Origin of the sequence: Rhodococcus jostii RHA1 (assembly GCF_000014565.1) — a bacterium.
In the GTDB taxonomy this organism is placed as follows: domain Bacteria; phylum Actinomycetota; class Actinomycetes; order Mycobacteriales; family Mycobacteriaceae; genus Rhodococcus_F; species Rhodococcus_F jostii_A.
The window spans coordinates 5499907-5520002 of sequence record NC_008268.1 but is presented as its reverse complement, the minus strand read 5'-3'; the positions used below and the strand labels follow the sequence as shown (position 1 = coordinate 5520002).

The 20096-nt window shown below is 69.0% G+C and carries 17 protein-coding genes; 7 read left to right on the top strand and 10 right to left on the bottom strand.

Features of this window, described 5'->3' with window-relative positions:
• Nucleotides 1–67: 67 nt before the first annotated feature.
• The 3 genes from RHA1_RS25345 to RHA1_RS25335 form a co-directional block, all read right to left on the bottom strand.
• On the bottom strand, nt 68–379 hold the full coding sequence (locus RHA1_RS25345; protein WP_081437534.1) for a DUF6802 family protein: 312 nt from the start codon (nt 377–379) through the stop codon (nt 68–70).
• Nucleotides 380–484: 105 nt separating this feature from the next.
• Nucleotides 485–1933 carry a GTPase Era family protein gene (locus RHA1_RS25340; RefSeq protein WP_011597393.1) on the bottom strand — a complete coding sequence of 483 codons (1449 nt, stop codon included), beginning with the start codon at nt 1931–1933 and terminating at the stop codon, nt 485–487.
• Nucleotides 1930–2799, bottom strand: coding sequence for a hypothetical protein (locus RHA1_RS25335; RefSeq protein WP_011597392.1), 870 nt, complete (start codon nt 2797–2799; stop codon nt 1930–1932). Before RHA1_RS25335 ends, RHA1_RS25340 begins: the two co-directional genes overlap by 4 nt.
• Nucleotides 2800–2921: 122 nt before the next feature.
• Between RHA1_RS25335 and trmB the strand changes: the two genes are divergently transcribed.
• From trmB to RHA1_RS25320, 3 genes are read left to right on the top strand one after another with little or no spacing between them, the layout of a single operon-like run.
• A complete protein-coding gene (gene trmB / locus RHA1_RS25330) occupies nt 2922–3698 on the top strand; it encodes a tRNA (guanosine(46)-N7)-methyltransferase TrmB (RefSeq protein WP_011597391.1) in 777 nt (258 codons plus the stop codon).
• Nucleotides 3695–4426, top strand: coding sequence for an NYN domain-containing protein (locus RHA1_RS25325; protein ID WP_009478204.1), 732 nt, complete (start codon nt 3695–3697; stop codon nt 4424–4426). Before trmB ends, RHA1_RS25325 begins: the two co-directional genes overlap by 4 nt.
• Nucleotides 4427–4436: 10 nt before the next feature.
• A complete protein-coding gene (locus tag RHA1_RS25320) occupies nt 4437–7451 on the top strand; it encodes an MMPL family transporter (protein WP_011597390.1) in 3015 nt (1004 codons plus the stop codon).
• On the opposite strand, the gene RHA1_RS25315 is transcribed toward RHA1_RS25320, so the two are convergent.
• The 5 genes from RHA1_RS25315 to RHA1_RS25295 all read right to left on the bottom strand — a co-directional run bounded on the left by RHA1_RS25315 (nt 7426) and on the right by RHA1_RS25295 (nt 13182).
• Complete coding sequence (locus tag RHA1_RS25315; RefSeq protein ID WP_011597389.1) at nt 7426–9288, bottom strand: DUF2339 domain-containing protein; 1863 nt, start codon at nt 9286–9288, stop codon at nt 7426–7428. The two genes, RHA1_RS25320 and RHA1_RS25315, sit on opposite strands and share 26 nt — an antisense overlap.
• Nucleotides 9289–9354: 66 nt before the next feature.
• Nucleotides 9355–10005, bottom strand: a complete 651-nt coding sequence (locus tag RHA1_RS25310) for a DUF1707 SHOCT-like domain-containing protein (protein WP_011597388.1) — start codon at nt 10003–10005, stop codon at nt 9355–9357.
• Nucleotides 10006–10066: 61 nt separating this feature from the next.
• Nucleotides 10067–10735 (bottom strand): response regulator, encoded by a 669-nt coding sequence (locus RHA1_RS25305; protein WP_009478200.1) that lies wholly within the window; start codon nt 10733–10735, stop codon nt 10067–10069.
• Entirely contained in the window at nt 10728–11933 is a 1206-nt protein-coding gene (macS, locus tag RHA1_RS25300; RefSeq protein ID WP_011597387.1) for a MacS family sensor histidine kinase, read from the bottom strand. Before macS ends, RHA1_RS25305 begins: the two co-directional genes overlap by 8 nt.
• The gene (locus tag RHA1_RS25295) at nt 11917–13182 is read right to left on the bottom strand and encodes an AI-2E family transporter (RefSeq protein ID WP_011597386.1); all 1266 of its coding nucleotides are present in this window, start codon (nt 13180–13182) and stop codon (nt 11917–11919) included. Before RHA1_RS25295 ends, macS begins: the two co-directional genes overlap by 17 nt.
• A 188-nt stretch (nt 13183–13370) precedes the next feature.
• On the opposite strand from RHA1_RS25295, the gene RHA1_RS25290 reads away from it, so the two are divergent.
• Complete coding sequence (locus RHA1_RS25290) at nt 13371–14828, top strand: adenylate/guanylate cyclase domain-containing protein (RefSeq protein WP_005258596.1); 1458 nt, start codon at nt 13371–13373, stop codon at nt 14826–14828.
• Nucleotides 14829–14856: 28 nt separating this feature from the next.
• On the top strand, nt 14857–15990 hold the full coding sequence (locus RHA1_RS25285) for a lysylphosphatidylglycerol synthase transmembrane domain-containing protein (protein WP_009478197.1): 1134 nt from the start codon (nt 14857–14859) through the stop codon (nt 15988–15990).
• A gap of 32 nt (nt 15991–16022) precedes the next feature.
• On the opposite strand, the gene RHA1_RS25280 is transcribed toward RHA1_RS25285, so the two are convergent.
• On the bottom strand, nt 16023–16694 hold the full coding sequence (locus RHA1_RS25280) for a FadR/GntR family transcriptional regulator (protein ID WP_011597385.1): 672 nt from the start codon (nt 16692–16694) through the stop codon (nt 16023–16025).
• Nucleotides 16695–16862: 168 nt separating this feature from the next.
• Here RHA1_RS25280 and RHA1_RS25275 point away from each other — a divergent pair, with 168 nt between their 5' ends.
• Complete coding sequence (locus RHA1_RS25275) at nt 16863–18566, top strand: 2-isopropylmalate synthase (protein WP_011597384.1); 1704 nt, start codon at nt 16863–16865, stop codon at nt 18564–18566.
• A 21-nt stretch (nt 18567–18587) separates the two neighbouring features.
• Here RHA1_RS25275 and RHA1_RS25270 read toward each other — a convergent pair whose 3' ends face one another.
• Nucleotides 18588–19418, bottom strand: a complete 831-nt coding sequence (locus RHA1_RS25270; RefSeq protein ID WP_009478194.1) for an alpha/beta fold hydrolase — start codon at nt 19416–19418, stop codon at nt 18588–18590.
• 87 nt (nt 19419–19505) lie between these two features.
• Between RHA1_RS25270 and RHA1_RS25265 the strand changes: the two genes are divergently transcribed.
• Nucleotides 19506–20084, top strand: coding sequence for a TetR/AcrR family transcriptional regulator (locus RHA1_RS25265; RefSeq protein WP_011597383.1), 579 nt, complete (start codon nt 19506–19508; stop codon nt 20082–20084).
• Nucleotides 20085–20096 lie beyond the last annotated feature (12 nt).

Here is a 20096-nt window from a genome sequence, read left to right as displayed (position 1 = left end):
TCACAGAAACGATTCAGTAGAGCTACCAGCGGCCTTTCCCGCGTCTGCAGTGCGGATTCGGAGGTGTTCAGCCGTTACCGAGAGTCCCGCCATCGGTCTGCTGCCAGTGCACGACGCCGTCGCCGTCGCGGCGAAACTCCCACGACGCATAGGCACCGTCCTCGTGGATCATCGTCAGATGGTCTGCGTCGCCGTCCGAGTCGAGGTCGGAGGCGATGACGACGGCGTCGCCCGCGTCGAAGGTCTGGGTGTCGAGGATGCCGTCTCCGTCGATGTCGTGGGTCGGATCGGTGAGCGCGACCGCCCCGGAATCGTGACCGAACGTGTCCGGATCGAGGTCCGGCACGTCCGGGACCAGAAAACTCTCAGTCGTCGCCACCGCGGTCTCCCTTCGCATTTCGGACCAGTTTCCCGCACAAATCAAGACATATCAAGATAATTCAACACGATTCCACACGAAAGCGGGCGAACCTCGGTCAGGCATCTATGTATTCAGACGTTCGCTGCGGCGATTCGGTTCCCCCGGCTGCCTGCGGACCTCCTGCAGACCCCGGTCGACCGCCCCGAGGTCGCGTTCGCAGGACGACAGCTGCCCGTTGCGTCTCGCGGCCAGGCGACGGAGTTCGCCGTCGATCTGCGCGACCCGTTCGTCCACGTCCCGGGCGCACACCCGGCTCTCGGCGATGATCGCCTCGCCCACCCGAGCCTCGGCCGCCAGCAGCCGGCCGAGGACGAACTGCTCCCACTGGGACCGCGCGTGCACCAACGCGTCGGTGGCCCACTGCCGCATGTGGGCGCGTTCGGCGACGTGCCCGCGTGCCTTCGTCAGCCACCACGCCGCCACGGCTCCCAGCGCGAGGGTGAGCGGGATGGTTGCGATGTCGAGCGCAGGCACCATCGACAGCGGCGAGACCACCAGCCTCCCCAGACCGAGCCCGGCGGACGCACCGATCAGGATCGTCATCCGGTCCTCGAGTCCGCGGTGTCGCGGTTCTGGCCCGTCCGGCGCAACCGGCTCCGGTAGCGGAACGGCGGCCCCGGAAGCGGACACGGTGACGCCGACCCGCGACCGCAGGTCGTCGAGGCGCGCGGTCACCGCGGCATCGACCGCACCACTTCTCTCGCGCACCATCTCGGCGAGCCGGTCGGGGTAACCCTCGAGCGTCCCGCGGCCGGCGCGGTCGATCTCGGCGCGTGCGGTCGTGCCGGCCGCGCGACACTGGGCGGCCACCTCGTGCATCAACTCGACCTTCGCGAGCTGGACCTGACCGCGGAGCTGCGCGACCCGTTCGGTGCGCCTGCCGTCCCGCAGCGTCAGCGCGCGAACCCGCTCGGCGCGCAGTTCCGCGCCCGGCTCGGTCTCTCGCACGGACCGGGCGGTGGCCACGATCATGCGCCGGGTCTGCTCGAGCACGGCCTCGGTGGCGGAGCGCGGGTCGGGGCCCTGGGCGCGGGCGGCACGCAGGAGCGCCGCGAGCAGCGCCTCGGCCCCGGAGCCACCCGCCGCCACCGGGTGGATCTCCGCGTCGGCGAATCGCGTCGAGTGCCGGGCGAGCAGGGCCCGGTTGCGTTCGCTCACACCCGCCCAGTTCCGGTGGACATCGGTCTTGGTGAGCGCGAAGACCACGGGACGGGCCGGTCGCGCGACGACGTCGAGGACGGACAGCTCCTCCCGTCCGAGTGGTCCCGCGGCATCGAACACCATCAGGATCACGCGGGCGTCGATCGGGTCCTCCACGAACGCGAGCCCGGACGCGTCGAGTGCGCGGAGCCCGCCGACGAGCGTGGTCTTCCCTGCGTGCCGCGGCCCCGCCACGAAGACACCGCGCTGCGGGGCTCCACCGGACGTCAGGCGGGCGACGCCGTCCGGATTCCATCGCGTCACCACGTCGACGGTCTCGGCGGGTAGATCCGACAGCCGTTGCGTCGTCACGTTCCGGGGCTGCCGCTCAGCTGCTGCCAGACGCGAACGTAGTGACGCCGGACGTCGACGACCGCCCGGCGGCGGCGGGCCGTCGGCTGCCGGGCGAGTTGCGCGCGCCACCAGTCCGCGCACCGGGCCGCGTCCGCGGCGCTGCGCGGTGGCTCCGGCGCCTCCGCGGCGAAGTCGGCGAGATGAAGCCGGGCCGCGGCGGCGGCGAGCGCGACGGCGTGGTCGCCGGCGAGATACCGCTCCAGCACGTCGCGGGACGCGGGGCTGCGCGCCGCGTGCGACCGCAGCGCGTTCAGCAGGGTCTCGCCGCGGCGCGCCCGGGTGCGTGCGATCCGGTCGGTGACGGCGGCCGACACCGCATCGATTCCGGACTCCGCTGACGTTCCTGCGAGCGTTCCGATGAGGGGCAGAGCCGGGAGGCCGCCTTCGTCCGAGCACTCGGCGGCACGCGCGGTCGCCGTCGCCCAGGCGTCGGCTGCCGCGCGCGACGCGCCCAACGTGTCGGATTTGTTGAGGACGAACAGAGCCTGCGCCGGATCCAGTGTCCGCACGGCGTCCCGGTCGGCGTCGCGCACCGACTCGACGAGGACGTAGACCACGACGTCGCCGTCCAGCGCGGGGTCGGGTGCGCCGGGCACGTCGACGGCGTCCGCTTCCTCCACGACGGCGTCGGCGATCCCGTTCACGGTCAGTGCCGCGGCGACGGTCGACCTGCCCACACCCGCTCGACCCGCGGTCTGGACCCGGATCGGCGCCCGAAACGCGGCCACGGCGTCGCGCACACGGTCGCCGGAATCCCCGTCCAGTGCCGCCATTCGTTCGGCGAGATCCGCCAGTTCCCTGCCCCCGGCATCAGCAGTGCCCACGACGCAGTCACCCCCCTTCGTCCCGCGCCGATTCTGTCAGACCCACCCCGAATCGGCGTGGGCAACCGTGCAGGCTGGGCACCGGATTATCGAAAAAGTCTCAAGGTGAACTTCAGACCCGTATGCCAGAAACGCCCCTCATGCGTGACAATGGTCCGGTGAACCACGCTGATCAGGATGCACCCGCCGTCCCCGAGGAGGGGCAGACGAAGGACTCGAAGGGGTCCCGTCTCCACCCGAGGGTGACAAGTTTCCGCTCGCGCAGGGGCGCTCTGACCGTTGCGCAGCAGGAGTCGTGGGACCGGCAATGGCCCCGGATCGGCGCGGACGTCTCGGACCATCGCCTGGATGCGCCGTCGTGGTTCGGCCGTGACGCCCCTCTCATCCTCGAGATCGGCTCGGGAACGGGCACCGCCACCGCGGCGATGGCGAAGGCCGAACCCCACGTGAACCTCATGGCCGTCGAGGTCTACCGGCCCGGGCTCGCACAGTTGCTTCAACAGATCGAACGGGACGAGATCCCGAACATCCGGGTCCTGCGCGGCGACGCCATGGATGTCCTTGAGAACATGATCGAACCGGAATCGCTCACCGGAGTCCGTGTCTTCTTCCCGGACCCGTGGCCGAAGGCCCGCCATCACAAGCGGCGCCTGCTGCAGTCCCCCACTTTCGCCCTGATCGCGAGTCGGCTGAAGGCCGGCGGTGTGTTGCATGTCGCAACAGATCATGCCGAGTACGCCGAGGCCATCGCCGAGGCGGGCAACGCGGAACCCCTCCTGACCTCCCTCGACTGGGAATCGCCGATGACGCACGAGCGTCCGGTGACGAAGTTCGAGGACAAGGCCCACCAGGTCGGCAGTGCGATCACCGAGTTGATTTGGGGGAAGATCAGGTCATGAGCGTCAGCGAGCAGTACTCCGACATAGCCGGCGCGGCCCCGGCAGGCACCGCGGTGTCGTCAGGATCTCCCGTGGTGGGTGCACGTGACGGACGCCACCAGAAGCGGGTCCTTCTCGTCTGGGACGCACCCAACCTCGACATGGGTCTAGGCGCCATCCTCGGCGGCCGGCCCACGGCGGCCTACCGGCCACGATTCGACGCACTCGGCCGCTGGCTGCTCTCCCGGACCGCGGAACTGTCCGCGTCCGGCACCGACACACTCGAACCCGAGGCGACGGTCTTCACCAACATCGCGGCTGGCAGCGCCGATGTCGTGAGACCGTGGGTCGAAGCCTTGCGTAATGTGGGCTTCGCGGTGTTCGCCAAGCCGAAGATCGATGAGGACAGCGACGTCGATTCCGACATGCTGGACCACATCGCCCTTCGTCACGGCGAAGGGCTGGCCGGTGTCATGGTCGCCTCCGCCGACGGTCAAGCGTTTCGCGAACCGTTGGAGGACATCGCCGCGACCGGCATTCCGGTCCAGATACTCGGGTTCCGCGAGCACGCCAGCTGGGCGGTCGCGTCCGACCTTCTGGACTTCGTCGATCTCGAGGACATCCCCGGCGTGTTCCGGGAGCCACTCCCTCGGGTCAGCCTCGACACACTGCCCGACGAGGGTGCCTGGTTGCAGCCGTTCCGACCGCTTTCCGCCCTGCTCGTCGGGCGGAAGAGTGCTGCCGAGTAGGAGTTGATCAGTGTTCGCGAGCTGGGGAAGCGTCGTCTACCGGGCCCGATTCACCGTCATCGGCATCATGGTTGCCTTGTTGCTCGGTTCGGCCGCGTACGGCCTGGGCCTCGAGAAGCATCTCAGCCAGAGCGGCTGGGACGATCCGGGCTCGGAGTCGGTCGCCGCGGCGAAGCTGGCTGACGGCACCTTCGGTCGCGACACCAACAGCGACGTCGTGGCGCTCTACACGGCGCCCGAGGGCAAGACGATCGAGGACCCCGACTTCCAGGCGAAGGTCGTCGAGAACCTCGAGCGGCTGGCCGCGGAACACCCGGACAAGATCCTCAAGATCAACGGCGGTTACTTCAAGGTCGGCAGCGCACCACAGTTGGCGTCCGCCGCGGACGCCGACAAGCAGCACGCGATCGAGAGCATCGCGATCGTCGGTGACAACGACACCGAGGTCACGGCCAATTTCCGCGACGTCAAGGACGAGTTCTACATCGACGGCGTCGACGTGCAGCTCGCCGGACTCCAGCCCGTGTCGGGTGCGCTCAACGACACGATGGCCAAGGACATCAGGCGAATGGAGATCCTCGCGATCCCGGCCGTCGGCATCCTGCTGTTCTTCGTGTTCGGCGGTGTCGTCGCGGCGGCGCTGCCACTGATCATCGGCGGCCTGACCGTGGTCGGGGCCAACGGCGTCGTCCGGCTGATCACCAACTTCACCGAGGTCAACTCGTTCGTCGCGCCCGTGGTCTCCCTCGTGGGGCTCGGTCTGGCCATCGACTACGGGTTGTTCATCGTCAGCCGGTTCCGAGAAGAGATGGCGGAGGGGTACGACACCCGCTCCGCCGTCCGCCGAACGGTGATGACCTCGGGTCGCACCGTGGTCTTCTCGGCGACGATGATCGTCGCCAGCCTCGGCGGTCTGCTGCTGTTCCCGCAGGGCTTCCTGAAGTCCGTCGCCTACGGCGCCATCGCCACGGTCGGCCTGGCGGCGCTGACGTCGATCACGATCCTGCCCGCGATCCTCGGCATCCTCGGCAAGCGCATCGACGCCCTCAGCCTCGACCGTTTCCGTCAGACCAAGAACACCGAAGAGATCGAGGCGAGCATCTGGGGCCGGCTCACCCGCTGGGTGATGCGTAACCCGCTCAAGGTCACCATCCCGATCGTCGTGGGTCTGCTCCTGCTGATCGTGCCGCTGACGGGCATCAAGTTCGGTGGCATCAACGAGACCTATCTTCCCCCGGACAGCTCGACGCGAGCCGCGCAGGAACAGTTCGACGAGATCTTCCCGAACCTGCGCACCGAACCGGTCAAGCTGGTCGTGTCCGACGCCGACAACAAGGCGCTCGGCCAGATCATCAAGGAGGCCAGTGGCGCGCCGGGGCTGATCGAGCGATTCACCCCGGAGGGTGCGGCCAAGGACGGTGTGGTCGTCCTCAAGGCGGGCCTCGTCGACCGCAACGAGTCCAAGCCGACCATCGACTATCTGCGCGCCATGGACAGTCCGGACGGCGTGCAGGTACTGGTGGGCGGTACCCCGGCGATCGAGCAGGACAGTATCGCCGCGTTGCTCGACCACCTGCCCACGATGGTGATCTCCGTCCTCGTCCTGACGACGCTGCTGATGTTCCTGACGTTCGGCTCGCTGGTGCTGCCGATCAAGGCGGCGTTGATGAGCGCGCTGGGCCTCGGGTCCACGCTCGGCATCCTGACGTGGATCTTCATCGACGGTCACGGTTCGGAGTGGTTGAACTTCACCCCCGGCCCGATCATGTCGCCGGTGCTGGTGCTGATCATCGCGATCGTCTACGGCCTGTCCACCGACTACGAGGTGTTCCTGCTCTCGCGGATGGTCGAGGCGCGGGCGCAGGGGGCGAGTACGACGGAGTCGATCCGCATCGGCACGGCGCACACGGGCCGCATCATCACCGCGGCCGCGCTCATCCTCATCGTCGTCACCGGTGCGTTCGGGTTCTCGGAACTCGTGATGATGAAGTACATCTCCTACGGCATGATCGCCGCGCTGATCATCGACGCGACCCTCATCCGTATGTTCCTGGTCCCCGCCACGATGAAACTCCTCGGCGACGACTGCTGGTGGGCGCCGGCGTGGATGAAGCGAATCCAGGAGAAGACGGGTCTCGGTGAGCCCATCCTCGACAACGAGCTGATGCCCACCGACGTCCCGGAGCTCACCCCGATCGGTGCCGTCCCGCCGCAGCGCAAGCTCGCGGCGCCGCCCGCACCCCGCAAACCGGAACCGCTCACCGAGCCGATCCCGTTGGTCACCGCGCGGGCGCTGGCCGCGAAGATGTCCGAGGACGACGCGAAGGCGCGCCGGGCGCAGAACGAGGCCCGCCGGTCGGCGACCGGCCGTCCCGCTCGGGCACCGGAGGAGATCGAGGAGACCCCGACCGCGGAACCGCAGACCACTGTGCTGCCGCAGCCTGCTCCGCCGCGCCCGGCCCCGACGCCGTCGCGGCCCGTACCGCAGTCGCGGCCCGCACCGCAGTCGCGGCCCGCACCGCAGTCGCGTCCTGTTCCGCGGCCCCGTCCGGCGGCCCCCGCCCCGGGTCCGGCCACCGAGTCGCGTCCGATCGAGAGTTGGCTCGCGGACCTCCGGTCCACGTCGGCCGCCGAACCGCGGCCGATCTCCTCGCCCGCCGAACCGCGACCCAGTGCGTCGGCGCCGTCACTGCCGACCCGCTCGCCGCGCTCGGTGCCCGCACCGTACGAGCAGGAGACCCCCCAGTCGTCTCCTACCCGCCCGGTGCCGCCGATTCCGTCGAGACGTCGCGCCGCCGAGCCTTCGGAACCCGTGAACGGCGGCAGGCGCAGCAACGGCTCGCCCGCGAACGGCACCCCGCCCAACGGCGCCCCTGCCAACGGAACGCCTGCCAACGGCTCGCGCCGCCGCAGCGTCGAGGAACCGCCCGTCGATCCGGACGACGCCTCGAGCGGCAGGCACCGCGCGGACGACGGCAACGCCGTCAGCGTCAGCGAACTCATCGCTCGGCAGAACCGGCGCTGACGGAGCCGTTCGGCGTTCCCCGTCCGGCCTCCCGCTCCGCGAATTCACGCGCGTAGCGGGTGCCGGCGAGGAGCAACAGCAGGCCGACCACGAGGAACGCGAGGACGCGGAACAGGCCGTCGAGGGTGGCCAGGTCGAAAAGGAACAGTTTGGCCAGCGCCGCGGCGGTCAATCCCAGTCCGACCCCGAGTGCCGTGTGCGCGTAGTCGCGGCGGGCCAGTCCGAACACCAGGGCCGCCGTCGCCGCCGCCATCCACGCGATGGTCGCGGCGCAGTGTCCGGCGATGAATCCTGCCGACGTCCCGGTGAGCGCCGTGCCCGCGGACACCGTCGCAGCGGTGACGGCGTACAGGATCACCAGCCCGGCGAGCACCCACCACGGCTGGGCGGTGTTGGCGCTCAACAGTTTCAGAGTGTGCGCGTACCAGACGAACAGGAACACGGTTCCCGCCAGCACCAGCGAGGACAGCACCGTGGTCACCCCGAGCGAGTCGAGCGCGCTGTCCTCGTCGACGAGGACGAACGGGGGCACGGTGATCACGAAGGCGAACCCGCCGACGACGGTGAAGACCGCACCGACGGCATACGCGATCCGCGAGTCCGCCTGCCCGCCGAGGGTGAGGAACAGTGCCGCCACCCCGAGCAGGACGAGTGGCGCGAGGTCTTCGCTCGATCCGATGAGGCAGGCCTCGAGCAGGGCGAGGGTACCCACGCCCGCGAGCGCGATCCGTGCGTGTCGCGGCAACGACCGCGCCGCCGCGAACGCGGCGAACATCGCGGCGGCCAGGACCAACGCGATGAGCGTGGACCCGAGCCGGTCGAAGAGGTGGCCGATCACCAGCGTCGGGACGGCCGTCGTGACGATCATCGCGGTCGCGGTGACGTCACGAGAATTGCTGCGCAACAGGATGATCGACGAGACGAGCCCGAACAGGGCGACCAGAGCGGCGGACGCGAGCAGCCAGAACCTCTCCGGCCGGTCGGACAGTCCGGAACTCGCGATCGCGATCAGCAAGGCGATCACCACCGGGCACGTCCGCGCGATCGCCAGGTACAGCCAGTCGCGACCGAGTTGCGCGGGGAAGCTGGCGACCTGGATGACGAACAGGAATCCGATGAGGGTGAGCGTGATGCCGTCGGTGAGGACGGGTGCGAGCACGGCGGCGCCGGTCACCACGAGCAGCGCGAGGGGCTGCGAACCCCACCGCACCGCGAGTGCGACACCGGCTCCCGCGATCCCGAGTGCCACGACCATCGCGAGCACCGGCAGCAACCAGTGGTAGACGACCGCGACGGCCACGACGTCGAGGTAGGCGCCGGCGATACCCGTTGCCGCGAGCGCAATCGCGCCGACCCGGCCGCCGGGCCGCCCGAAGACACGGGCACCGGTGTAGACGAGACCGGCCGAGAACAACCCGCCCGCCACGACGCGCAGTTCCGGACCGAAGAATCCGGCCTGCGCCGCCAGCACCAGCAGCATCACGACTCCGATCAGGGTGACGGCCACACCCGCGACGGCCAGCACGCGGCTGATCACCCCGTCGCGCTGCCACCAGGGTTCGCGAGCCACCCGAGCCACCCGGGGCGGTGGCGGCGGAGCGGGGCGGTACGGGACGGCCGGTGCGGGCGGCGGGGGCGGCTGGGCGACCGGGGGTCGGTACATCGGCTGCGGCGCCGGCTGGGGTTGGGGTTGGGGCCTCTGGATGGTTGCGAGCTGAGCCTGCAGGACCGCGAGGTTCTCACCCACGTGACGCATCTGCTGCCCGAGCGCCGAGAAGTCACCGGAAAGCTGCGCGACCAGCCGCGGGTCGATCGAAGGAGTACCAGGTGTGGACATGGATCAATCGTCCTGCGGCGACGGCCCCCACACATGAGTAGGCCTACTCGAGAGGCCTGCGTCGCGCTACCCGAACATTCGGCGAATCGAGGTGCCGAAAGGGTGTTTGGCGGTCACGTTCCCGAACCTGACCTTGCCCCGGACGACGACGTGCAGCGGGCCGATGGGAGGGCCGGTCCGCACCTTGTTGGTCGCGGAACCGCCAACCGTTTCGACGCCGTTGAGGTCGACCGTCGCCTCTTCGGGCACGACCAGCGAGATCGTGCTCGCGTAGTCGTCGATGGTCACGTGCACCACCTGCGTAGCCATGACGGCCCGCGTGAAGTCGAGCGTCACCGTCGACAGCCGGGTGTTCACCTGGAGGGCGGGAGGAACGCTCCACGAGCCGGTGCGGCTGACCGACGACATCCGGCCCCGGATGACGTCGCCCGGCGGCGGCGCGGGCGACCGGTGCGCGACCGGCGGAACCGGCGGCGCCGGGCGAGACACGTACGGCTGGTCGGGGTACGGCGGCGGCGTGAACTCCGAGATCAGCTGGATTCCCGGCAGATCCACCAGGACGACGTTCAGCTCCGCCCGCGTCTTCGCGGCGAGTGCCGTGTCCATCCGTTCGGTGAACTCACCGAGCGAGAGCATCCCCTGGCCCACCGCCCGCTGCAACAATTCGCCGACGTGTTCGCGCTCCGCATCCGATACGCGTAGGTCCCGTGCCTCCATACCGACCAGGCTAGCGCCCGTGAGTACTTCTTAACCGCCCGCGGTTAACAAGTACTCACGGCTACTCGAGGCCCTGCTCGATGGCATACCTGGTCAGCTCGACGCGGTTTGCCAGCTGCAGCTTGCGGAGGGTCGCCTGGACGTGGTTCTCGACGGTGCGGTGACTGAGCGACAGTTTGGTCGCGATCTGCTTGGCGCTGAGCCCTTTCGCGACGAACCGCAGGACCTCGGTCTCCCGTTCCGTGAGTCGGGGGACGGCAAGACCCTGCTCGTCGGCGGGCGCACTCGACATCCGGCGGTACTCTCCCAGCACGAGTCCGGCGAGCCCCGGTGTGAACACCGCCTGCCCGGCCGCGGTGGCCCGCACCGCGTCCAGCAGTTCCACCACGGACGCGCTCTTCACGAGGTACCCGGACGCGCCGGCCTTGACTGCGTCGAGGACGTCGTCACGCTCGGACGACGCCGACAGCACCAGCACCCGGCTGTCCGGCGACACCTGGAGAACGGCGGCGGTGGCCGCGGCACCGTTTCCGTCGGGCAATTGCATGTCCATGAGCACGACGGCGGGTCGGGTCGCCGCCGCCCGACGTCCCGCGGTGGCGACGCCGTCGGCCGTGGCGACCACGGTGAATCCGGCGCCTTCGAGGTCGCGGGCCACGGCGTCCCGCCACATCGGGTGGTCGTCGACGACCATCACGGTGATCTGCTCGTCGGTCTCCGTGTCACCCATGCGTTTCGTCTCCCTTCGGCACGCGGATCTCCCATTCGGTGCCCTGACCGGGTTCGGTGTCGAGTTCGGCGGTGCCGCCGAGCGCACCGACGCGGCCCAGAATGGATTTCGATACTCCCATGCGACCCTCGGCCTCGGCTTCGGCCAACCGTCCCGGGGCGATTCCGCTGCCGTCGTCGCGGACGCTGACGATCACCTCGTCGCCCAGATCCTCGAGCAGCACGTACGCCCGGGCACCGGTCCCCGCGTGCAGTGCGACGTTGGACAGTGCGGTGTCGACGATTGCGACGAGTTCCGTTGCCCGGCCACGCTCGATCGTCACCGGATCCGCCGGCGTCGACACGGACACAGTGGTGCTCGCCCGCGTGCCCAGCAGCAGTCGCACATCGATCACGCTTCCACCCAGATCCGACGCCACACCCGCCCCCTGCTCGGAGATGAGCATGCGCAGGGCCACCTCCTGCTCGCCGGCGAGATCCGCGAGCTCGGCTGCGGGTCCCCCGATCTCGTTGCCGCGGCGACGGACGAGCGCGAGCACCTGCAGGACGCCGTCGTGCACCTCACGGGCGAGTCGTTCCCGTTCCTCGGTGGCGGCGGCCAACCGCACGGCCTGCTCCAGCTGGGCCTGCGCACGCCTCGCGGTGGTGGTGGCGAGCCCGAGCGCCAGACCCACCGACACCAGGACCGGTGCCGTCGCGTCCCGCCACAGGTCGAGGTTGACTTGGTCGCGCACCACCGCGCTCACCGTCGCCATCAGCACACCGGACGCCATCCCGAGCCACGGACCGCCGAACACGGCGGCGGAGATCACCGCGTTGGTGACCCACAGCGTCGTCGGCAGCGTCTGATGGTGGCTGTACCAATCGTGATCGGAGACAAGGCGAGTCGATGCCATGAGCGCGATGACGATCAGCTGGTCGGCGATCACCACCTGGTAGCGCGGGACCTTCCCGTGGGACAGCAGGACGGCCGAGAGTCCCGACCACACCGCCATCAGGGCGACGAGGAACCAGCTCAGCCGCTGATGGGTGTAGTACTGCACGGACACGATCTGGTAGCTGATCGCGTACACCAGCGTGACGAGGCGGAACGCCTGCGCCGCCCGCCACAGCGGTGCGTCCGGCTGGGTGTCGAGCTCGGTCGTCGCTCGTGGGCGGTAGTGGAGGCGGGTGGTGCGGTGCTCATTCCGGTCGGTCATGGGTCTGCGCTGTGTCATCGAGATGCGGGTCGTCGAGATGCGGGTCGGCGAGATGCGGGTCGGCGGGGTGCGGCGGGTGCGGGCCGTCGGCCTCCGCCGGGTAGAGCGGGACTGCCGGATCGTCGACCTCGAGCGCGTCGTAGGTGGCGTCGGGATCCGTGGACAGGAGCGAGCGCACCGCCGTGTTCAGCAGTGCGACGATCGGCACCGCCAGGAGGCCGCCGACGATCCCGGCGAGGACGATGCCGGTGGTGATGGCGAGCACCACTGCGAGCGGGTGCAGCCGGACCGCGCGCCCCAGCAGCAGCGGTTGCAGCACGTGGGCCTCGAGTTGCATCACCCCGATGATGATGCCGAGCACGATCAGCGCGGTGAGGAATCCTTTGGTGACGAGGGCGACGAGCACCGCGAGGAATCCGGTGAGGAACGCACCGACGATCGGGATGAACGCGCCGATGAACACGAGCGACGCCAGCGGCAGGGCGAGCGGTACCCCCAGGATCGCGAGGCCCGCGCCGATTCCGACGGCGTCCGCGGCGGCCACCGCCACCGTGGCCCGGACGTATCCGATCAGCGAGCCGAACCCCTGGCTCCCCGCCAGCCGGACCCGCCGTCGTGACGTGGTGGGGACGAGTCGGGTGACGAACTCCCAGATCTGAGACCCGCCGTAGAGGAAGAAGATGAGCGTGAACAGCGTCAGCAGGGCACCGGTGAAGATCTCGCCGACGACCGTGGCGGTGGTCAGTGCCCCACTCGTCAGTTGCTGGCGGTTGTCCTGGATGGATTTCACCACCGAGTCGCCGGCCTGCCGGATCTGATCCTCGCTGAAGTGCAACGGGCCGTCGGTGAGCCACCCCTGGATCTGTGTGACACTCGCCTCGAACTGCTCGGTGAGGCCGGGGAGACCTTCGATGAACTGCTCGACGACGAACGTCATGATCCCGGCGACGATGCCGATCGAACCGATGAGGACGACCACGACGGCAGCCGACCGCGGCACGCCCTTGGCCTGCAGCCAGTCGACGAGCGGCACCAGCAGCGCCGACGAGAGCAGCGCCAGACCCACCGGGATGAGAACGGTGTCGAGCCTGGTCACGATGTAGCCGAGGGTCAGCAGACCCGCGAAGATGACCAGGAGCCGCCACGTCCATTCGGCCGCCACCCGCACCACCGGGTGCACGGACGCCGAGGGATGGCCCCCGCCCTGTGTTACCGCGGCAGTGTCCGAGCGTTGCTCGTTCGCGTTCACGTGCGGAGCGTATCGAGGTTCGGACAGTGCCGGGCGATTCGCGTGGGAAACACGCGCGCGGGGAACGCATATGCGCCCTTTAGGGGACGTGTCCTACGCCACCCGGTACACCCCCCGCTAAATTGAACGGCGTGCGGAAATCCTATAGAGCGATCGCGGCGACGGTCCGCAGCAGATGGCCGCTCTATATGGTTTCGATGCTCCTCGCCAATTTCATCGGCGCCATCCTCGTCTTCGCGTTCGTGCGGTACGGCGTGCCGATCCCCGAATCGCAGGAAATCATCGCCGACCGGGTCCGCAACGTCGCGATCTTCGGTGGCTACCTCGCATTCGCCGCCGTGGTGAGTCTCACGGCCGCCGCGATGATGCTGAGGTCGGTCGTCCGCTGGCAGTTGCGTGGGGGTCCGCCGACGCGCAGCGAGCAGATGTCGGCGCTGCACGCACCGCTGCGGCAGGCGATCGTGCACCTGGTGCTGTGGATCCTCGGCGGCATCATCTTCGTGCTGCTCACCATCACCGAGATGCCGGAACTCGCCGTCGCCGTCATCGTCACCGTCTGCATGGCCGCAACCACGACGTTCGGCTTCACATACATGCTCGGCGAACGCATCCTGCGTCCCGTGGCCGCCCGCGCGCTCAGCGAGGGCGAGTTCGACCGGACCATGGCGCCCGGCGTCGGCACCCGGATGGCCATGACCTGGGGGCTCGGAACGCTGATGCCCGTCATCGGCATCATCCTGCTGTGCGTGACGCAGATAACTACCGACCTGGTGTTCTCCCCGAACGCGCTCGCGTGGGCGATCATGCTGCTGTCGATCATCGCGATCGCGCAGGCCTTCGCGCTGTCGATGCTGACGGCCAGCCAGATCTCCGACCCGATCAAGCAGCTGCGGCGGGCCATCGAACGCGTCCAGCGCGGTGCCACCGACGTCCGCGTCGAGGTGTTCGACGGCAGCGAGATCGGGCGACTGCAGGTCGGGTTCAACCGCATGATGCGCGAATCGGACGAACGGCGACTGCTGCGCGAACTGTTCGGCCAGCACGTCGGCGAGGACGTCGCGCGGCGGGCACTGCAGTTCGGTACCGAACTCGGCGGCGAGACGAGGTTCGTCGCGGTGCTGTTCGTCGACATGGTCGGCTCCACCGGCGCCGCCGCGGAGCGTCCCCCCGGCGAGGTCGTGAACCTGCTCAACGAGTTCTTCCGCGTCGTCGTCGACGTGATCGACCGGCACCACGGCTTCGTCAACAAGTTCATGGGTGACGCGGCTCTCGCGATCTTCGGCGCCCCGCTCGACCGCCCCGACGCACCGACGGCGGCGCTGGCGGCAGCCCGGGAGCTGCGGTTCGCGTTGAACGAGATCACCGGCCTCGACGTCGGCATCGGCGTCTCCGCAGGCCTCGCCGTCGCCGGCAACATCGGCGCCGCCGAACGCTTCGAGTACACGGTGATCGGCGACCCCGTCAACGAGGCGTCGCGGCTCACCGAACTCGCCAAACTCCACCCCAGCCGCGTGCTGGCCTCGACGAGTGCCCTGTATTTCGCGGACGACGACGAACAGGCGCACTGGGAACTCGGCGAACAAGTCCAGTTGCGGGGGCGGCGCCGCAACACCCATCTGGCTTGGCCGGAGGACTATCCGGAGTAATCCGCTACCCGTTGGTTACGCTGGCCAGGTGGCCCAGCCTCGATCCGACCCGCCCACTGCCGAGCCTCCTCGGCAGCGAAGTCGATACTGGTGGATCAAATGGCTACTCGGCGCCGGCCTCCTGGCCCTGCTGACCGTCGAGGGCATCTACCTGTGGCCCACGCTCAGCGACTCGTGGAAAGCACTCACCGAGATCCACTGGGGGTGGGTCGCGGCATGTATCGCAGCCCAGGCCGTCTCCCTGAGCGGGTACGGCGCAGTCCAGCAGCGCCTGCTGCAGGCGGGCGGTGTCGTCGTCAGTCAGCTGAAGTCGGTGTCGGTGATCTACGCGAGCACCGCGATGGCCGTGAGCCTGCCGGCCGGTCAGGTGTTCTCCACCGCCTTCACCTACAAGCAGACCCGCAAATGGGGTGCCACCCCCATCGTCGCGTCCTGGCAGCTGGCGATCTCCGGAGTGATCGCCGCGGGCAGCCTCGCGCTGCTCGGCGCCGCAGGCGCGTTCGCGGTGGGCACCAAGGTGAGTCCGGTCACGCTGGCGCTGTCGCTGGTGGCCGCGTTCGCCCTGTTCTACGGGCTGCGCTACATCTCACGTAATCCCGACTCGATCGAGTCGATCGGGCACTGGGTGCTGACCCGGTACAACAAGTTCCGCAAGAATCCCCCCGAGACCGGCGTCGAGCGGTGGAAGGAAATCCTGAGCCAGCTCGATTCGGTCGAGCTGAGCCGCAAGGATTCCGTCATCACGTTCGGGTGGTCGGCGGTGCACCGGCTCGCCGACGTCGCCTGCCTCGGTTTCGCGTGCTGGGCGGTGGGCGCGGAACCGTCGTTCGCGGGTCTGCTCATCGCGTTCGCCGCGGCCAAGGCCGTGGGCAGCATTCCACTGGCCCCGGGCGGGCTGGGGTTCGTCGACGGCACCCTGATCGCGACGCTGACGGCGGCGGGAGCTACCGCGTCGCAGGCCCTCGCGGCCGTGTTCGTCTACCGCGTCGTGAGCTACATCCTCGTCGCGCTCGTCGGCTGGGTGGTCTTCTTCATCCTGTTCCGGCACAACCAGCACGAGGACCTGGAGATGGACCTCGAGTTCGAGCGCCGGGAGCAGTCCTCACCGACCACCAAGCGCACGCCGCACACCGGGGACCCCGAGCCCGACTCCCAGCCGTGAGTACTTGTTAACCGCCGGCGGTTAACAAGTACTCACGGGTGGCGAAGCCGCATGAGGTGGTCGGTACTGACCCGGACGGCCTCCTCGGCGTCGCCGTCGGCGACCGCCTCGACCAGCAGTCGGTGGGCGTCCGCGTCGGGCTCGTTGTCCGCACTCAGGTCCAGCGCCGCCGTCAGGTCGAGCATCGCTTCCCGCAGCCGCGGGACGAATGTCTCGTACAACTCGGTCAGCACCGGGTTGTGTGCGGCGACCACGACCGCGCGATGCAGCGCGATGTCTGCGTCGACGAACGCGGCAGCACTGGCTCCGGACGCCGCGGCCCGCGCGTCCAGCGCCCGACGGAGCGCCGCGACATCGGACTCGTCGCGCCGGGACGCCGCCAGCCGGGCCGCCTCGATCTCGACGGTGTGGCGCACCTCGACGACGTGCCGGATCTCCTCGGTCCGGAGCACCCGGTCCCAATCCTGCCGCGGCGACGACCTGCGGAGGAACACGCCGGCCCCCTGCCGTGACTCGACCATGCCGAGGCCCGCGAGCATCCGGACGGCCTCACGGACGGTCGACCGCCCGACGCCCAGCTCGGCCGCCAGCGTGGTCTCCCCGGGGAGCTTGGCACCGACCTCCCACTCTCCGCTCGCGATCCGCGCGCGCAGCAGGTCCGCCGCCTGGTCCGTCAGCAGGTGGCGTCGTATCGACGAGGTCACGCAAAACTCCTCAGGTTGTCTGATGAGTGATTTTCTCCTAGTCTAGCGCCGTGGCGTTCCGTGGACTTCTCCTCCACTGCCGCGGCGGGGCCTGAAGGCCGGCACCCTGCCGCGGGGTTTCGCCGCGTCGGTCGTCTCGTGCATCCCATTTCCCAGGAGAAGACCGTCATGACCGGCACCGTCCCCACATGGAACAACCAGCAACCCTCGCCGATGCCCTCCGATCGCTACCGCGCGATCTGGGACCGCGTTCCCGTCCCCGACCTCGACCGCACCTGGCCGGCGCAACGCACTGCCACCGCCCCGCTGTGGGTGCCCGTCGATCTGCGCGACGGCAACCAGGCCCTCGCCGAGCCGATGGATCCGGAGCGCAAACGCAGATTCTTCGAACTGCTGATCTCGATCGGCTACAAGGAGATCGAGGTCGGATACCCGTCAGCGAGCCAGACCGACTTCGACTTCGTCCGCGACCTCGTGCGTCTGGACCTGGTGCCCGAGGACGTGACGATCGTCGTCTTCACCGCGGCCCGCGACGATCTGATCGCCAGGACGTACGAGTCGGTCGAGGGACTGCCGAACGTCGTGGTGCACATGTACACGGCGACGGCGCCGACGTGGCGCTCCGTCGTTCTCGGCAGGGATCGGAAAGCGCTGCACCGGTTGATCTTCGATGCAGCGCAGGAGGTGGCACGCGGCGCCGGTGACCATCCGGGCCGACGCTTCGAGTTCTCACCCGAGGTGTTCAACCTGACCGAACCGGACTTCGTGCTCGACGTGTGCAACAGCCTGACCCGGCTGTGGGACGCGAGCCCCGACCGTCCGGTGATCCACAATCTGCCCGCCACGGTGGAGGTCTCGACACCCAACGTGTATGCCGACCAGATCGAATACATGCACCGGCATCTGGAGCGGAGGGATTCGGTCATCCTGTCGGTGCACCCGCACAACGACCGCGGCACCGGGGTCGCCTGCGCCGAACTGGCGGTGCTGGCGGGTGCGCAGCGGGTCGAGGGCTGCCTGTTCGGCAACGGTGAGAGGACCGGCAACGTCGATCTGGTGACGTTGGCCCTGAATCTGCACGCGCAGGGCGTCGACCCGATGATCGACCTCTCGGACATCGACACCGTGCGGCGAACCGTGGAGTACTGCAACAGGATTCCCGTCCACGAACGGCACCCCTACGGCGGCGACCTCGTGTACACGGCGTTCTCCGGCACCCATCAGGATGCTATCAAGAAGGGATTCGCGGAGCATCGGGCGTCCGCGGCGGCAGCCGGGCTGGATGCGGAAACCGCACCGTGGGCTGTGCCGTACTTGCCGATCGACCCGGCGGACGTGGGACGCGATTACCAGGCCGTCATCCGCATCAACAGCCAATCCGGCAAGGGCGGCATCGCGCACCTGCTGCAGAGCGAATACGGCGTCACACTGCCGCGGCGGCTCCAGATCGACTTCGCCGCGAAGGTGCAGGAGGCGGCGGACTCGTCGGGGCTCGAGATCACCGCCGAGGAACTGTGGACGCTGTTCTGCGCCGAGTACGGGTACCGGGGCGGCCTCGGCCGGTGGTCCGTCGAGCACGGCCCGGACGGCGACCGGCTGTTCGTCGTGTTCGACGTCGACGGCGTGGAAGTGTCGGGCGAGGCGGTCGCCACCGGCCCTGTCGAGGCGATGACCCACGTCCTCGCGTCGAAGGGCAAGGACGTCGACGTCCTCTCCCTCACCCAGCACTCGCAGAGGTCGGGCCGCGACAGCGCGGCGATCACGTTGGCGGAGTGCCGCGTCGGGGATCGGACGGTGTGGGGCATGGGCTCACATCAGTCGGTGACGGCCTCCGCGATCCGGGCGGTGTACCGAGCCGTGAGTACTTGTTAACCTCCCGCGGTTAACAAGTACTCACGGGCGGCGAAGCCGCAGAGCCTCCGCGACCACGTCCGGGCGATCCTCGGGCATCAACGTGTAGCTGTCCTCGACCTCCTGCAGTTCGGCGTGCGGGTACAGCTCGGCCAGGCGCCGGCCGTGGTCGCGGGGCATCACCTTGTCCTCGACGGCCCACAGCACGAGGACCGGACGGTCGAAGCTCCGGTTCGCTTCCGCCCACTCCCGCAGCGTCGACTTCGGTGGCACCGAGGTCGTGTACTTGCGCAGATCTCGTCGCACCAGGCGGTCGGTGGTCGCGGGCCGGAACCACCCGTCCATCACCGACTTCGGTACGGGCCGCTTGCTCATCCAGCCCCAACCAGCGGGCGCCCGGCGCATCGCCCGGAATCGCAGCGCGTGCATGGTCAACGCCAGACCACCGGGGATCGCCACCGCGAGACCGATTGCGCGACCGGGAATTCCGGGCGGATAATTGTCGAACGCCTCACACGGGGTGAGGACGAGAGCCCCGATGCGGCTCGAGTCGCCGAGGGCGATCAGCACCTGCGCGCCACCCCAGTCGTTCTGCACGAGTGTGACGTCCGCGAGGTCGAGCCGTTCGAGGAATTCGCCGATGAGCAGTCCGAGTCCGCGTAGCGAGAGGTCGGCGTCCTCGCGCATCGGAATGCGGTGCGCGCCGAGCGGGAGGTTCGGGACGATGCAGCGGAAGTCCGGGGCGAGTTGCTCCACCACGTGTCGCCACACGGTGCCGTCGATGGTCAGCCCGGAGATGAACACGAGGACGGGGCCGTCGCCCCCGGTGTCCCGATACTCGACGGTGCCCGCGGACAGCTCGATCTGTTTCACGGCGCTCACTCCATTTGATAGATCGTTCTACTGAGAATCACGTTACGATGAGATACGCACCCAGCGCAACGGTCGGAGGGCAGGAAAGTGAACGACACGAAGGCCCGGATCCTCGGCACCAGCAGCGACCTCTTCCGCCGCAACGGCTACACCGGGACCGGCCTCAAGCAGGTCGCCACGGAGGCCCGCGCACCGTTCGGGTCGATCTACCACTTCTTCCCCGGCGGCAAACAGCAACTCGGCGAGGAGGTCATCCGCTCGTCGGGCGAGGAGTACGCCCGGCTGGTCTTCTCCATCCTCGACGCGCATCCCGACATCCTCGAAGGGATCGAGGTGGGGTTCCGGCTGGCGGGCGAGACCCTGGTGGCCACCGACTACGCGGACGCCTGCCCCATCGCCACGGTCGCGCTCGAGGTCGCGAGCACCAACGAGGTGCTTCGCGTGGCCACAGCGGACGTGTTCACGAGCTGGATCGAGTCGGGGAGCGCGCTGCTGCGCGAGCGCGGATTCGACGAGGCCGATGCGAGGCGCCTGATCCTGGGATTCGTCACCAGCCTGGAGGGGGCATTCGTCCTCGCGCGTGCACTGCGCAGCACCGAACCACTCGATGCCGCCGGCGCCACGGTCCTTGCCGCGGCACGCGCCTGCCTGCCTCCCCCCACGTGAGTGAGAAAGCGA

Bases quoted from the DNA above. Each gene is read 5' to 3' on its own strand.
- RHA1_RS25275 (WP_011597384.1), top strand. From the start codon at position 16,863: ATGACCGGCACCGTCCCCACATGGAACAACCAGCAACCCTCGCCGATG.
- RHA1_RS25290 (WP_005258596.1), top strand. From the start codon at position 13,371: ATGGTTTCGATGCTCCTCGCCAATTTCATCGGCGCCATCCTCGTCTTC.
- RHA1_RS25315 (WP_011597389.1), bottom strand. From the start codon at position 9,288: ATGTCCACACCTGGTACTCCTTCGATCGACCCGCGGCTGGTCGCGCAG.
- RHA1_RS25305 (WP_009478200.1), bottom strand. From the start codon at position 10,735: ATGGGTGACACGGAGACCGACGAGCAGATCACCGTGATGGTCGTCGAC.
- trmB (WP_011597391.1), top strand. From the start codon at position 2,922: ATGCCAGAAACGCCCCTCATGCGTGACAATGGTCCGGTGAACCACGCT.
- RHA1_RS25310 (WP_011597388.1), bottom strand. From the start codon at position 10,005: ATGGAGGCACGGGACCTACGCGTATCGGATGCGGAGCGCGAACACGTC.
- RHA1_RS25325 (WP_009478204.1), top strand. From the start codon at position 3,695: ATGAGCGTCAGCGAGCAGTACTCCGACATAGCCGGCGCGGCCCCGGCA.
- macS (WP_011597387.1), bottom strand. From the start codon at position 11,933: ATGACCGACCGGAATGAGCACCGCACCACCCGCCTCCACTACCGCCCA.